Genomic DNA, 15513 nt, shown 5'->3' with positions numbered 1-15513 from the left:
CAAAAATAGTAAATATAAACGTGGAACAGAAATCCAATTTTCTCTAAAAATTAAATTTCTGTTCCACTATTTTTATATCATCGGTTATACTTTATACTTTTTTAGGTTTCGGCCAAATAAAGTAGCTCAGTGTGATTAATAAATCAATCCCTAATATAACTGTCCAAATTTTAATAACATGATAAAGCGCTGCTACACTATCGCCTTGTCCTACAATATTTATAATTAACCACAATAGACCTGTTCCAATCAAATAGGCTAAAACATGTCTTAACCAACTTACAAAATAAGCTTTTGCATAAGCAATACCCGTTTTCTTTTCAGGTAAATTTCCTTCCTTTAAAACATAGTATTTAAAACGTTCGTCTGCCCATTGAATCATTTGTTTTCTAAATGCAATTGAAACGCCAATATATACTGCTGCTATGCCATGAGGGACCGTTGCTTTGGCACCATTTAATAAATCTACACTCATCGTAATAATTAAAATCAAATCAATTACAGGCGTCATTGCAAGTAAAATCAAACCAACTTGTTTCATGCGTAAGACATATCTTGAAATCAAAACTAAAATAATGACAATTCAAAATAATAATTCAGCTACAATAAGTATCATTAATACCCCGTTCATTATATTACCTCCTTAACCAGGATTTCACTTCGCTCTCTATTAAATGTTCAATATCTTCATTTATCATCTGCTCGGGATTTAACAATTTATGTAATGCTAATCCATCCAATAATGCATGCATTTTCATTATTGCTACATATTGATTTAACGATGTGTCGAGTAAGTCATGTTCTTCTAAAAATGACATCGATGCTTTTATTAAAGTAAAGATTTCATTCCCCATGGAATCTTTACCTACTTCATGTAACTCATATTGAAAGGCCAACCAGACCTCCATATCCGCATATCGTTCTTCATCAAGCGGCATAGCTTTCAACATCGCCTGTATGACTTTATCAAGCGGGCTTAGACTTCCGTCGTTATATACCGCTTTAATTCTTCCTCTAACTTTACTATCTACTTCGACCGATACTGCTTTTAACAAATCATGATGGTTTGGATAATAATAACGTATTTGTCCTGGTGTCATTCGTGCTAACTTTGCAATATTTCTAACTGTAGCACCCTTAGCGCCATTGCTTACGATAGATTGCCATGCATACTGTATAATTTGCTGCTTCTTTTTCTCGTGATCTACTACTTTGGGCATATATCAGAACTCCCTTTTTAATACAATTGTATTAATTAAAAACTAAAAAAATAGCCTTTAAAACTTATTTTATTTACTTTAACACATTTTAATACACCTGTGTTAAAACAAAGCATTTTTAAAGACGTATCGCAATTATTTAGATACGCCTTTAAATCAATATCTTTTATTCTATTACTTGCGCTTTATCACTGACAAACTTTTTTAAAGTTTTATTTAAGCCATCTTTCGCTTCTTGATCATAACCATAAGTACCGTCTTCATTAGATGTAATATGTTTGTCTAAAATAAATCTACCTTTATGAATTGTATCTGCACCCAATTCTTTTATAACTGGATCTAAGCTATATTGAATCGCTAATACATGTGCAAATGTACCACCTAATGCGAGCGGGAGGACTGTTTTACCTGTAAATGCGCCACGTGGCAGTAAATCTAAATATGTCTTCACGATGCCTGAATACGCTGCTTTAAATACAGGTGAAACGATAATTATCCCATCAGCTTCTTCAATTTTTTTATGTGTTTTATTAATTGATTCATTTGAAAAGTTAGCGGTAATCAATGCTTCAGCGTCTAATTGATGTACATGTATGACATCTGTCTCAATGCCTTCATCATTTAAATATTTTTCAGCATATTTTACTACACCTGTTAACCTAGACTCAATCTTATTACCACCTGCGATAATTGCTACACTTGCCATACTTATTGTCCCCTTTCATTGTTAAACACGATATATCTATATGAAGCACTTTAGGGTCATTGTTCGACTCGCAACTTTCCCCTAAACAACCCACGTTTAATTAATAATTAAGCTTTAATCTTGCCACTTTATAATCTTTCTACACTCTCTACCGTATCATCAATTATAAATGCTGTCATAGTATACGTCTTAAATATCTTATCTTTTTACTCGTATTTATAAACACATATCAAGATTGAGGTATATTTTCTGTAATGAGAACCTGATTTTCCTTGTCTATATAGGCACATGTGCCAGCGATAATATCAATATACCACTTATAAATGCCCGCTCGTGCCATTTCATCGCAAAACTTTGGAAAATCCGTTTCACCTGCTTGATGACGCTGCAATATATCTTTTACCAACGCAAGGTGTGTCTGTTGTGCAATGGGTACAGCTACTTTAACACTTTCATCAGTAATTTCAGCTCCATCCTGATGAATATAAGATGTTTCACCTTGTTCTATATTCACTGTATTAACAATGATTCCCATATCTTTAAAAGCTTTAAACAATTTCGGAAAATCTACGCCTGTATATTGTTGGTGTGCTTGATGAATTTTATTTAATGATAACGTCATAATCGTACCTCTTTTACGCTTATTTGCTTACTCTATATCATAGCTTTAAAACTTGTATACAACAAGTTTATTAATCAATTAATCGCACTATTGTAATTATACACAATATATATTTTAAAATTATAAAGTTTTTATTAAAAGTCTTTTCACTTATCAAAATAATTTGTCAGATGTATACTTGTTATAGTTTTTCTAAAGGAGTGGTATGTTATGAGTACATTTTCTGTAGAAGAAAAAGTACAAATATTATCTGATATTGTAGCAATGAATACAGTAAATGATAATGAAATCGAGGTATGTCAATACTTCCAAAATTTATTTGAACAACACGGTATTAAATCAACCATTGATAAAGTTGATGAACGACGCGCTAACTTAATTGCCGACATTGGTGAAGGCAGTCCAGTCATCGGTGTATCTGGACATATGGATGTCGTATCAGAAGGTAATCGTGAACAATGGTCATATGACCCTTTTAAACTTACCGAAGACAATGGTTATTTATATGGTCGTGGTGCTGCTGATATGAAATCTGGACTCGCTGCACTCGCTATTGCTCTTATCGAAATGCACGATGCACAATTATTAACAAAAGGACGCATTAAATTCTTAGCTACTACAGGTGAAGAGATGGAACAACTTGGTTCACAAAATCTCTACGAAAAAGGTTACATGGATGATGTTGACGCACTCATCATAGCCGAGCCTTGTCAAGATATGATGGTCTACGCACATAAAGGGTCTATGGACTATCGTATTAAATCACAAGGTACTTCTGCACATAGTTCTATGCCTATCTTCGGTGTAAACGCAATTAAACCTTTAATTGAATTTATTCAAGATATCGATAACGCATATCAAAAAATATCTAAAGAAATTAAAGGTGAATCTTTAGACTTCACTCATTTGCTCGATCGAATGAAACCTTCTCTACCAGCTACATTTGCTGTTGAAGAAATTGAATCCGCATTACAAGGGCTTGTCATCACTAACACATTAATCAAGGGTGGCGTTCAAGTGAATTCTGTCCCTGAAGACGCTGATGCTGATTTCAATATTCGTACAATCCCAGAATACAATAATGACCAAGTTAAAAATTTATTTAATAATACAATTGAAAAACATAATGCAAATGGCTCAAATTTAGAAAGTGAATTATATCTTGACTTAGATCCTGTACTTACTACTGGTCAAAATAGCCTAATTGACACTGCTAAAACGATTGGCAAAACAGCATTTAATAAAGATTTTGTCGCTGCCCCAATTGGTGGTGTGACGGATGCTTCTAATTTACTACGCGGTAAAGATGAATCTTTCCCATTCTTAGTATTTGGTCCAGGTGAAAAACCACACCAAGTAGATGAACGTGTAGAAAAAGCAATGTACCTTAAATTCATTGATTTCTATAAAGAACTATTAATCACTTATTCAAAAAATTATTAATGGCCTGATTAGCACTAAGTACGATATCCAAGCCATTTATAAAAAAACAACGCATATGCGTCATTCCAGCATATGCGTTGTTTTTTTATTTTCAAATTAACCATTACACTATCACACCAATTCAATCCTACAATGTAAACAGCTGCTGAAAAACACTAACCAATTGCGTTACTTTAATATGTACCACATCGTTTAAAAGCAGCGCTATTTCAAGCATCTACCAATTTTGTTTATACTATGACAAAGTCTTTTTTTAATTTTTAATATAGTGATACTTTGATTTAACGATTTCCCAGGAAATTGCTATTATATTATGCTCACAACACAATCGTTGTCCCAATACCTTTCCCAGTTCTTATCCTTTCCACGACATGCGCTTCGTTACCTGCTGCGATAACTACTTTTTGACAGCCATATTCAATGGCACTGATCGCATCTTGTACTTTAGGAATCATCCCCCCATATATTTGCTCTTGTTCAATATAATTTTTAATATGCTCTGAATTCAATGTGGCCTTTACTTTATTATCTATCATGACACCTGGTATATCACTCAATAAATAGATAGGTGCGTTTAATGTCTGCGCTATTTTGTACGCCAACGTATCTGCGTTAATATTATATAAATGTCTAGAGGTTTTATGTCTGCCGATAGACGCAATAACAGGTATATATTCTTCTGTAAGATGATCTATAACTGCTGTATTAATGTTGATTGGTTCGCCTACATATCCATATTTTTCGTTTAATGGTTCAACGTCAAATAGCTTGGCATCTATTCCATTTAACCCAATACTTTGAATATTTTCATCATTCATTTTACTTACAAGCTGCGGATTCACCTTTCCGATTAATATCTGACTTGTAATTGACATTACTTCATCTGTAGTAACCCTCAATCCATCTTCAAATAATGAATCGACGCCTTGCTGCTCTAACGCTTGATTGATAAAAGGCCCTCCACCATGAATAATAATCGGATGCAAATCCTGTTGCTTTAACTGTGCAATATCATCAATGGTAGTTTCATGTAATTCGGTCAAGGTACTACCACCAATTTTGATAACTATATAATTCATTGCAGTCACTCCTTAAGTTCTGTACGACGCGTTGATACGTACATATTCATATGATAAATCACAACCATATGCTGCCGCTTCTCCTTCCCCGTTTCCAACAGTTGCTTCAATTAAAATATTATCTGATGCTAATTCTTCTTTTAAACGCTGTTCATCAAAATCTACAGCCATACCTTTTTCCAACACACTCACTTGGCATAACGAAACATGGGTTGCGCTAGGTTCTATATATCGCGATGCGTATCCTATAGCAGTGACAATTCTTCCGAAATTCGCATCTTCACCATGGACAGCGGTTTTCACTAAATTCGAGGAGACAATGCTCTTGGCAATTTTTCTTGCTTCAACAACATCGTGAGCGCCCTTGACCTTTACAGTAACCAATTTAGTTGCCCCTTCACCATCTTTAGCGATGCTCTTGGCAAGATAGTGGCATACAAAATTCAATGCATACACAAACTTATGCCATTCGGGATGTAATGCATCAATTTGTGTATGTTGCGCTTGACCATTTGCCATGCATAGCACCATATCATTTGTACTTGAATCACCATCCACCGTAATCATATTAAACGATTGATCGATTGATTGTTTTAGGCAATAATCCAACGTATTCGCATCAATATTGGCATCAGTAGTTATAAATCCTAGCATTGTTGCCATATTGGGATGTATCATGCCTGATCCTTTTGCAGTGCCACCTATCGTTACTGTGGTACCATCGATTTCAACCTTTACTGACAGATGTTTCGTCATCGTATCAGTTGTTAAAATAGCTTGATTGAATGCTTCACTTTTATTATATTGTTCTTTTAAAACGTGCTGCGTTGCATATTGTATTTTATCCATTGGCAAAAACGATCCAATAACACCTGTAGAGGCAACACCAACAAGATGTTGCTCGATATTTAATTGCTCAGCAATCCAAGCTTGTGTATCCAACGCATCTTGCATACCTTTTTCTCCTGTGCACGCATTCGCAATAGCCGAATTCACAATAATGGCTTGTAGTGCTTTATCCTTATTAATACTATCTTCAGTTAGTTTTAATGGCGCAGCTTTAAATTGATTCAATGTATAAACACCTGTTGCTGTAGCTGGGGTCGTTGAATAAATCCAACCAAAGTCCACTTTCTTTCTTCTCAAACCGCAATGTAAACCACCAGCAATAAAACCTAATGGTGAACTCACGTCGCCTTGTAAATCTATATTTAATTGGTTTAATGTATCAATTGTTTCAATGTCTCTCATTTCTTCTCTCCTTTCATCCTACTTTATGGATAAACTGGTGATTGTAGCAATCCAGTGTTTTCTTTCCATCCATACATTAAGTTCAAATTCTGAATCGCTTGACCACTTGCACCTTTAACTAAGTTATCAATCACAGACACGAGAATCGCTGTTTGATTCTCTTCATCAACATAAATACCGATATCACAATAATTGCTACCGTAAACTTCCTTAGTTTTTGGAAATTGGCCTAATGATCTAATTCTTACAAATGGTTTATCTTCATAATAATCTTTAAACAGATTATGTAAGTCTTCATTAGTAAAAGCATGGTTTAGTTTGATATAAATGGTTGATAAAATACCTCGAGTCATAGGTACGAGATGCGGTGTAAATGTTACTTTTACTTCTTGTTGGGCTAATAATGATAAATATTGTTCAATTTCAGGTTTATGCTTATGCTTTCCTATCGCATAGGCGCTTAAATTTTCATTCATCTCCGCGAAATGAACATGTTGTGCCAAAGACCTACCGGCACCGGATACACCCGTCTTCGCATCGATGATAATGTTATCTTGCTTTACAATATCTTTATCTATTAGCGGATGTAATGCTAACAATGTAGCTGTTGGAAAACATCCAGGGTTCGCAATTAATTGCGTTGTTTGTGCGTTTACATTTGACCATTCTGCAATGCTATAATTTGCTTCATTCAAATATTCTTGAGAAGCTGCCGTTTCACCATAATACGTTTCATAAGTAGCTCGATTAGTTAATCTAAAATCACCCGACAAATCAATGATTTTAATCCTCTTGCTAAGCAACTGAGGAACAATGTGTTTACTCACATTTGAAGGTGTCGCAAAAAATATCACGTCGCATTCAATTCCTTCACTATTTAACGTTTCATAGTGATATGTGAGCTGTTCCAAATGTGGGAATGTTTCCTTTATAGGTTGATCCTGTTTAGAATGCGAAAAGATATATTTTATATTTACATTAGGATGCTGAATTAATAATCGAATTAATTCAATGGCTCCATATCCACTACCGCCAACGATACCAACTTCAATCATTCACTTCATTCCTTTCTGAATATTCGGAAATTTTATATTAAATTTTACTTTTCCAAAACTTCTGTTATGACACGAATTACTTCATCGATTTCATCTTTATCAATAACAAGTGGTGGTGCAATCCTTATAATATTGCCCTGTGTTTCTTTACAAAGCACACCTTTATTTATCATTTGTTCACAATAGTCCTGTGCTGCTACATTTAATTCTATACCTATAAACAATCCCCTACCTCTCACTTCCACGATCAGTTCACTTTCAATTTGTTGCAGGTGCTTTAATAATCTATCGCCTAAGTCTAATGCATTTTGTACTAAATGCTCTTCATTCAGCACGTCTAATGCTGCCATTGATACAGCGCAAGCTAGTGGATTACCACCAAATGTGGAACCATGCGTGCCTGGGGTGAGGACACTCATCACATCTTGGTTCGCTAACACTGCGGATATCGGATATAACCCTCCACCTAGTGATTTACCTAATAAATATATATCTGGCTCTGTATTTTCCCATTCCATTGCGAACATCTTACCCGTTCTTCCAAGCCCCACTTGTATCTCGTCTGCAATTAATAACACATTATATTCGTTACAGAGTTGACGTACTTCTTGTATAAAATGTGTTGGAGGAATATTTACGCCTCCCTCACCTTGTATAGGTTCCAGAATAATTGCAGTTGTTTGATTATTAATTAATTTTTTTAATTGTTCTATATCTCCAAAATCTGCGTAATGTATATTGTTTAATAACGGTCCAAAACCTTTTTTATAACTATCTTGTGATGATAATGATAATGAACCTAACGTACGGCCATGAAAGTTTCCATTCATAGCAATGATTTCTGATGATGATTCATCAATATTTTTAATATCAGCGCCCCATTTACGAGCCATTTTTATGGCTGTTTCCACAGCCTCTGTGCCAGTATTCATTGGTAAAACATTTTCTTTATTTGCAAGTTTACAAATCTTTTCTTCCCATTTACCTAAATTATCACTATATAAAGCACGAGAAACCATTGTTATTCTTTGGCTCTGCTCTTGAAGTGCCTTTATGATTTTAGGATGACAATGGCCTTGATTAACTACCGAAAATCCAGAAATACAATCTATATAACAATTGTCTTCAATATCCCAGACTTTTGCACCACGTCCTTTAGCTAAAGCTAATTTTAATGGACTATAATTTTTAGAACTATATTTGTCTGTGTGTTCATATAAATCAAGCATCAAAACCCTCATTTCATAATATTTATTCTTAAAAATGAATTAATATTCATAAATAATACACTTGTCAGATTAATTAGTCAAAGGTTATTTTGAATTTTTACACTTTAAACGAATTGAAAATGTTGTTTTAATGGGAATAAAAAACATTGTTAAATAATTTATTTTAATGAAATTTACTTTTCCATAGAATATCCATGCATTTATTTTGCATAAAATGTTGTCCACTGCAATATTGCATACGCTTATTGTCTAAGTACAGTCGCATTATTATAGTCATTTTCTATACATAAAAAAGATGGAGCAGAAATCAAATTGTCTCAAAAAGATTTCAGGCTCCCACTCCATTTAAGCATGATCATTCAAATGATTAACTATGTCGCTATTTATATGAAAAAAGCGTCTGGGAGATTTAACAATGTCCCAGACGCTATATATATTTCTACTCACAGAATTAAATTATTCTTCACTAATGTGTTCTGATTTACGTTTTTCACGTAAATCCGCACGCATATCTTTATTAATCTTTTTAGCACGTTTAAAGTAAACACTTTCAAAGTAACTAGACGTACCTATTTTGTAGAAGATTAATGCAATAATGATAATAACAATAAAATCATAAGGATAATGAATCCAGTTCATACCTTTAAATTCTTTACTACCGATAAATGATAAGAAGGCAAGTACAATAAGATATAAGATAATCCACAAGCTACCGCCAATTTGTTTTTTGGTATTTTTCCAATTCATTTTATATTCATAGAAGAAGTAAATTGGTAATCCTAGAATAATAATTAAAATAACTTCGGCTGTTGTTGGCCACATCGCCCAATATATCGCTAATGAAGCCATCACAAATGAAAATGGTGCCATAAATTTTAATAAGTTTGCTCTAAACGGTCTATGCATTTTAGGTGCCATTTTACGTAGTGAAATCACTGTCGTTGGTCCTGTTAAATATGCCACTAACGTAGCTGTTGATATTACACTTGCTAAAGTACCCCAATCACGGAATAGCGATACCATGACCATACTTATAATTGCATTAAATATAATGGCTACACGAGGAATCATATATTTTTCATTCATTTTCCCTAAAAATTTAGGAATATGACCATTTTGTTCCATAGCGCGTAAAACACGTCCAGTAACAGCTACAAATGATACACCTGTACCAAATGGTGAAACAACTGCTTCCATATATAGTAATATAGCTAACCAATTTAATCCTAATAGAATAGCCATATCAGCAAATGGTGAGTTAAAGTTAATACCACTCCAACCATTTTCATGCAGCATTTCAGTAGGCATTGACGTAATAAATGTACTTTGTAGTACTATGTACAGGATTGCACTTAAAGTCAGTGAAATAGCTATACCACGTGCAATGTTTTTTTCAGGTTTTTGAATTTCAGATCCCATATTAATAATTGTCTGGAATGCGTTGAATGAAAAAATAATACCTGATGCTGTTGTTGCAGCAAATATAGGTGCTGAACCGTAAGGCATAAATGTTCCAACTGAATGACCATAGTTCCCAGTGTCAAAACCAGAAATAATTAACATGATAATCGTTAATAAAGGCACACCTAATTTAAATACTGAAATTAAACTTGTGAATGACGTCAATAATTTTACTGACCAATAGTTTAATAATGAGAAGATAACAATAATCACAAATACTGCAAATAAACCTGCGTTACTTATTGTAGATCCATCCATTAAACCAGACGTAAATTTCGCCCATTCCCAAGGCCATGAACTCATATATTGTACAGCTGATACTGCTTCAATAGGAATGATAGTTACCAGCGATACCCAGTTTGCCCAGGCAGCAATGAATCCAAGTAACGAACCATGTGTATATTGCGCATAATTACTCATACCACCTGATTGTGGAAACATCGTTCCTATTTCAATATAGTTATAAGCAATTGAACCTATAACTACAAAACCAATAATCCAAGAAATAATTGCGGCTGGTCCTGCAATGGAAGATGCCTCCCATGCGCCAAATAACCAACCAGATCCAATTAATGAACCTAATCCTAGCAATACGAGCTGTGGTAAATTAATTTTACTACTTTCATCTTTTTGTCCCATAATTACTCCTAATATTTTCTCTTTTATATTCATATCAAGAATAAGTGGCTTTTATACACCTTCTTGTATATGGTGTTATTATACTCGTATAACAATTCAAGTCAAATCAACTTTTCACTACCAATAATTGTATATTTTTGTGTTTTTATTCATAATATTAGCATATTACTGTATAAAAACATCGCACAACATAAGTCACTCAAGATAGTGTCATTAATATGCTGAAAGTAGATTTATTCATGTTACTCATTTATTCACATAAAGTATAGTACCCAAAACCTTCTAATTTATAACATATATGCTACAAATACCTTTAAATCAGTAATCACAAGACTTTGAATCGATGCATTTAAAAATATTTGTAACTTTTGTAACAGTTTTGTGTATTTATACTAAAATAAAGCATTATTTACAAAAATATCTTTAAATACTTTGCAAATAATGCTTTTTATGATGTTACACAAATATGAATCATTGTTATTTTACTTTATTATTTTAAATAAATAGATCCAGTATTAAGACAACCATTAATCCTGTTACAGATGTCGTTAATAACAACGCACCCCCATGTCTTAAATGTATCCTTAATAGAAATATTAAAATATTCTTTGAATAACCAAAATGATGCATCATTAACATGAGTAATGGTATTACTACCTACAGCTGTAGCTAATACCATAAGCACAGGGCTGACATCAAAAGTGGGTATCAACGGACCAACGATACCTGCAGCAGTAATTGCTGAAACAACACCTTGACCCGTCGCAATACGGATAAGCGCTGTAATTAACCAAGCCATAATAAGTGGAGAGATATTGGTACCTTTCATGATATCTGCAATATAATCTCCAACATGTGCTTCTAAAATGATTTCCTTAAAAGCGCCACCCGCTCCGACAATGAATATAATAGTTGCAACACCTTTTAGACCTGTTTCAAATGATTTCATCATTGTATCCATATCTTTACCTTTTCTAAGTCCAAACATAACAATCGCAGTAATAATAGGAATGATAAGACTGATTTCCGCACTTCCAATAAATGATACGATTTCATGTAATATCGTGTCTTCGGTAATAAATAAACTGAGTATGGTTGATATTGAAATTAGAATAGCTGGTATTAATGGTACAAATAAACTCAAACCAAAACTAGGCATTTCACTGTCTGTAAAATTTTTTCTTTTTTTGTAATAATGGTGGTATAGGATAATCTATGCGCTTCATGAATCTCGGCAATATAATACCCGCAATAATCACGCTAGGAATAAAGACGATCATCCCCAAAATATAAACCATTCCCATATCCGCATTGTAAGCATCTACGAGTGCTGTAGGCCCTTCTTGTGGCGGGAAAATATTGTGTGATAAAGTTGTCGCTACAACCATTGTAATCGCCAATTTCATAAATGGTGTCTTAGCTTCAATAGCAATACTGATGACTAACGGTGCTAAAATCATAAATGCTACTTCATAAAATACAGAAATACCAAATACAGCACCGATGATGATTAAAGCCCATTAAACATATTTAGCACCAAATCTTTCTATAAGTGTTGAAGCGATACGTTGTGCTGCGCCAGAATCTACCATTAATTTACCAAGTACTGCACCAAACCCAATAATTAATGCGAGACTCCCTAATGTAGATCCTAATCCTTCCTTAATTGTATCTAAAATTGCTAACGGCTTCATGCCATTCATAAATCCTACAAGCACCGCTGCGAATATGAGCGATAGGATACTATTAATCTTCAATTTAATGTTTAAAAATAGTAATACTCCTACACCAATAACAAGCGATATGAGCGGCAAATGTTCCCCTAAAAATGACAAATTCGTGTTCCCCCAATCCCTTAAAAATGATGAAAGCGAATTCACAATTACTCATTATAAATTATTTATCGCAAAATAACAACGTTGTTATTATTGTATTAATTTATGTTTCTTCTTTTTCACCTCATTATATACAAAATAATTAAAACCACATCCATCATTACGGGGGTTCTCCATGAATGGATGTGGTTCATCATCTCTATTTATTATTATATACTTCGAATGCCCAATGCTTATCTTCAAGAATTTCCCTATAGAATGGATCATTACCAATTACTTTAATTTGATCCGCTAATGCTTCAACTTCATCTAAGTGGTGTGTCGTTAATATAATGAGTCGTTCCCTCTTCATTGTATTCAAAAGGTTATGAATATCAAATCTGGATTTTAAATCTATACCTACTGTAGGTTCATCTAAAATTAATATTTGCGGATTACTTAATAAACCGATTAGAACATTCACCTTTCGTTTCGTACCACCAGACAAATTAGAAATTGTCATGGTTCTCTCATTTAAATTGAGTTGACGTGCATACTCGTCTATCAATACATTGGATAACGGTGTTTTGCATAGCGCCTTAAAACATCGAATATTTTCATTAACTGTCATATGTTCAAATAGTGCAATATCCTGTGGTACATAACCGATTTTATCTTGTCTTTGCTTTTTTGACAGTTGTTCTCCAAAATAACGTATTTCACCTTTAGTCAATTGTTCTAAACCGGCAATCATTCTTAATAATGTGGATTTACCAGCGCCGTTTTCACCTAATAAAACGGTTAATTGCAAATTTTCAAATGTCATATCTAGGGACTCAAAGATGCATTTTTTACGATAGTGCTTGCTTAAATTTTTTAATTCTATCATCTTATCACTCCTATAATTGTATAAAGATATATAACACCGCCATCAATAAGGCAAATATGACTGCCATAAAGAGCCTATGACTGAGTGTATTTATTTTGAAAAGTAACCATGAAACCCCTAGTTCATACACAATAATAATCACTAATGATTTCGCAAAGAACGTAAATGAAAGTTGTTGTTGAAATATGAATGTTGTTATGCCAAGTACAAGCATTAAAATGAGTGTATGAATCAAAATATAAGTTGTGAAAAGTATCAACTTACTGTATTGAAATATAAAAAGTCTTGTTAACGGACCATTTTGTTTCAGCCTTTGATGCAACACGATTTGAACACTACTAACGAATAAGATAATGCCAAACACTAGGCTGATTGATATAGACGTCTCAGAATTGGTATTTACGACATGGTGAACAATGGCTGATTTGGGCGTGTGTTGATTTAATGTATCGGACACCTTTTCTAAGGACGTCTCTTGACCGTCATCATCTAAATGTTTTTTTACAATATACGGAATTTGTTGTTCATATAATGAACGACTAATCATTTCAAATGTAATATCACCAATAAAATCATCTCTTGCATAAAGTGTAAGTGCCAATTTTAATTGATTATTTTTCAATTTATCACTGTAATCTTTAGGGATATGCATCGCTGCAACCGCTTCTTTTTTACTAACACTTTCATCCAGATATATTGCTTCTTGGTCCAACTTTTCAACTTTAACAAAGTCGTTCTTCTCAATACTTTGAATTAATGTATGTGAAGCTTGGGATTGATCCTGATCTTGAACTGCGACTGGAATTTTAAAAGATTGATTCAGCGATGAATAAGCTGCCCATATCAATAACAACGTACACGTTAAAATAGTAAAAAAAATCACTAATTGCTTCCACTGTTTTAATATAATGATAAATATAAAGGACTGTATCATCGGCGATACCTCCAAACAATGATTACCAATAATATAATAGCTGTTATCACAAAGCTCATATAGAAAGTAATGGGTGTATCTAAGATATAATTATTTAATATAATCTCTAACATTTGATTAGTGACAAAACTAAATGGCTGCACATTAAACATGCCATTCAATAAATGTTTGAAATATATCGTTGGTATAATTTGACCAGAAAATAGAATAACCATAAGTGCAAGCATGATTTTCAGTACGATATTGAACCAACGGAAACAGATCAAATCAATAATGGTTAACCAACCTGTAATCATTAGAATATAATAAACTAATTGAATAACTACAGTTGGCCAATTATAAGGCTCAAAAGTATTGGGCAATATCTGTATCATGCATAAGCATCCTAACAAGGTCCACACGCCAGTATAAAATAGCGTAAATAAACTTCTAATTAATGTTAGCTTTTCAAATGAAAAATGGTACATATGTAATCTGGATTTTAATGCCTTAGCTTGGTTCATTTTTAAAATTGAAAATAGTGATAGTGCAAAAATAAATATGGAGGCTAAATAACCTGTCACTACATAATAGCTCGATGTATCAAATATTTGTATCGGTTGATAATCAAATCCGCCTGTCCGATTTAAACCGGTAAATAATAAATCCGTCAATAATTGTAACTTATCGTCCTTATTGGCCTCTGGTGATAATGTCGTGTAGGTTAACCCTCCACCCATCGATAACATGAGGCGACTATAAACTGAATCAGTCAACTGATTAATAACTAAACTTTTAGTTGACGTTTGATCATATGTATAAACAGCTATAGGTAAATTACCATGTTTATAAAATGTTTTTGTCATACCTTTTTCAAAAACATAATATCCCTCTAATTTTTGTGCTTTCAATAATTTTTGCGCTTGATTTTGATTGTAACGCTGAATACGAATATCTTTACCTAGATGTGTTCCATTTCCCATTGAATTGAGTATGAGCTGTGTCTCCGCCGAATTATCGTGATCAACAATACCTATTCTAAACTTTGCATCATCTTGATTAACGTACTGAACGACTAGTAAGGCAGTTAAAAAAGCACACATCATCAAAATCAAATAGAAAAAAAGATGCCATTTTTTTAATAGAAAAGAGTGGTAAATGCGAAACAATTGAATTGTTTTCATTTAACCAC

General features: G+C 33.4%; 14 protein-coding genes and 1 pseudogene. 1 reads left to right on the top strand and 14 read right to left on the bottom strand.

All coding sequences use genetic code 11. The features are described 5' to 3' along the window. Nucleotides 1–91: 91 nt before the first annotated feature. From SSP_RS01110 to SSP_RS01095, 4 genes are all read right to left on the bottom strand, one after another. Nucleotides 92–541 (bottom strand): hypothetical protein, encoded by a 450-nt coding sequence (locus SSP_RS01110; protein WP_306462266.1) that lies wholly within the window; start codon nt 539–541, stop codon nt 92–94. Between the two features lie 94 nt (nt 542–635). Continuing rightward, nucleotides 636–1220: a TetR/AcrR family transcriptional regulator gene (locus SSP_RS01105; protein WP_011302218.1), complete on the bottom strand. Its 585-nt coding sequence runs from the start codon at nt 1218–1220 to the stop codon at nt 636–638. Nucleotides 1221–1386: 166 nt separating this feature from the next. Continuing rightward, nucleotides 1387–1926 (bottom strand): NADPH-dependent FMN reductase, encoded by a 540-nt coding sequence (gene ssuE / locus SSP_RS01100; protein ID WP_011302217.1) that lies wholly within the window; start codon nt 1924–1926, stop codon nt 1387–1389. 229 nt (nt 1927–2155) lie between these two features. Then, nucleotides 2156–2548 carry a DUF1398 family protein gene (locus SSP_RS01095; protein WP_011302216.1) on the bottom strand — a complete coding sequence of 131 codons (393 nt, stop codon included), beginning with the start codon at nt 2546–2548 and terminating at the stop codon, nt 2156–2158. Between the two features lie 210 nt (nt 2549–2758). Between SSP_RS01095 and SSP_RS01090 the strand changes: the two genes are divergently transcribed. Further along, nucleotides 2759–3991 (top strand): ArgE/DapE family deacylase, encoded by a 1233-nt coding sequence (locus tag SSP_RS01090; RefSeq protein ID WP_011302215.1) that lies wholly within the window; start codon nt 2759–2761, stop codon nt 3989–3991. Between the two features lie 317 nt (nt 3992–4308). Here SSP_RS01090 and argB read toward each other — a convergent pair whose 3' ends face one another. The 10 genes and pseudogenes from argB to SSP_RS01045 form a co-directional block, all read right to left on the bottom strand. Next, on the bottom strand, nt 4309–5070 hold the full coding sequence (gene argB, locus SSP_RS01085; RefSeq protein ID WP_011302214.1) for an acetylglutamate kinase: 762 nt from the start codon (nt 5068–5070) through the stop codon (nt 4309–4311). A 12-nt stretch (nt 5071–5082) separates the two neighbouring features. Next, complete coding sequence (argJ, locus tag SSP_RS01080) at nt 5083–6321, bottom strand: bifunctional glutamate N-acetyltransferase/amino-acid acetyltransferase ArgJ (protein ID WP_011302213.1); 1239 nt, start codon at nt 6319–6321, stop codon at nt 5083–5085. A 23-nt stretch (nt 6322–6344) separates the two neighbouring features. Further along, nucleotides 6345–7376 carry an N-acetyl-gamma-glutamyl-phosphate reductase gene (argC, locus tag SSP_RS01075; protein WP_002482167.1) on the bottom strand — a complete coding sequence of 344 codons (1032 nt, stop codon included), beginning with the start codon at nt 7374–7376 and terminating at the stop codon, nt 6345–6347. A 44-nt stretch (nt 7377–7420) separates the two neighbouring features. Further along, on the bottom strand, nt 7421–8605 hold the full coding sequence (rocD, locus tag SSP_RS01070; protein ID WP_011302212.1) for an ornithine--oxo-acid transaminase: 1185 nt from the start codon (nt 8603–8605) through the stop codon (nt 7421–7423). A gap of 456 nt (nt 8606–9061) precedes the next feature. Continuing rightward, the gene (locus tag SSP_RS01065) at nt 9062–10705 is read right to left on the bottom strand and encodes an APC family permease (RefSeq protein ID WP_011302211.1); all 1644 of its coding nucleotides are present in this window, start codon (nt 10703–10705) and stop codon (nt 9062–9064) included. A 490-nt stretch (nt 10706–11195) separates the two neighbouring features. Then, nucleotides 11196–11864 (bottom strand): gluconate transporter, encoded by a 669-nt coding sequence (locus SSP_RS13275; protein WP_011302210.1) that lies wholly within the window; start codon nt 11862–11864, stop codon nt 11196–11198. Between the two features lies 1 nt (nt 11865). Then, nucleotides 11866–12462: pseudogene (locus SSP_RS13270) on the bottom strand (SLC13 family permease). Nucleotides 12463–12739: 277 nt separating this feature from the next. Further along, nucleotides 12740–13408: an ABC transporter ATP-binding protein gene (locus SSP_RS01055; protein WP_011302207.1), complete on the bottom strand. Its 669-nt coding sequence runs from the start codon at nt 13406–13408 to the stop codon at nt 12740–12742. Between the two features lie 10 nt (nt 13409–13418). Then, nucleotides 13419–14342: an ABC transporter permease gene (locus tag SSP_RS01050; protein ID WP_011302206.1), complete on the bottom strand. Its 924-nt coding sequence runs from the start codon at nt 14340–14342 to the stop codon at nt 13419–13421. Next, complete coding sequence (locus SSP_RS01045; protein ID WP_011302205.1) at nt 14339–15505, bottom strand: ABC transporter permease; 1167 nt, start codon at nt 15503–15505, stop codon at nt 14339–14341. Before SSP_RS01045 ends, SSP_RS01050 begins: the two co-directional genes overlap by 4 nt. Between the last annotated feature and the right edge of the window lie 8 nt (nt 15506–15513).

This window comes from Staphylococcus saprophyticus subsp. saprophyticus ATCC 15305 = NCTC 7292, assembly GCF_000010125.1.
GTDB classification, from domain to species: Bacteria; Bacillota; Bacilli; order Staphylococcales; family Staphylococcaceae; genus Staphylococcus; species Staphylococcus saprophyticus.
Note: the sequence above shows the minus strand (reverse complement) of the source record. Positions and strands in the feature narration are given on the sequence as shown.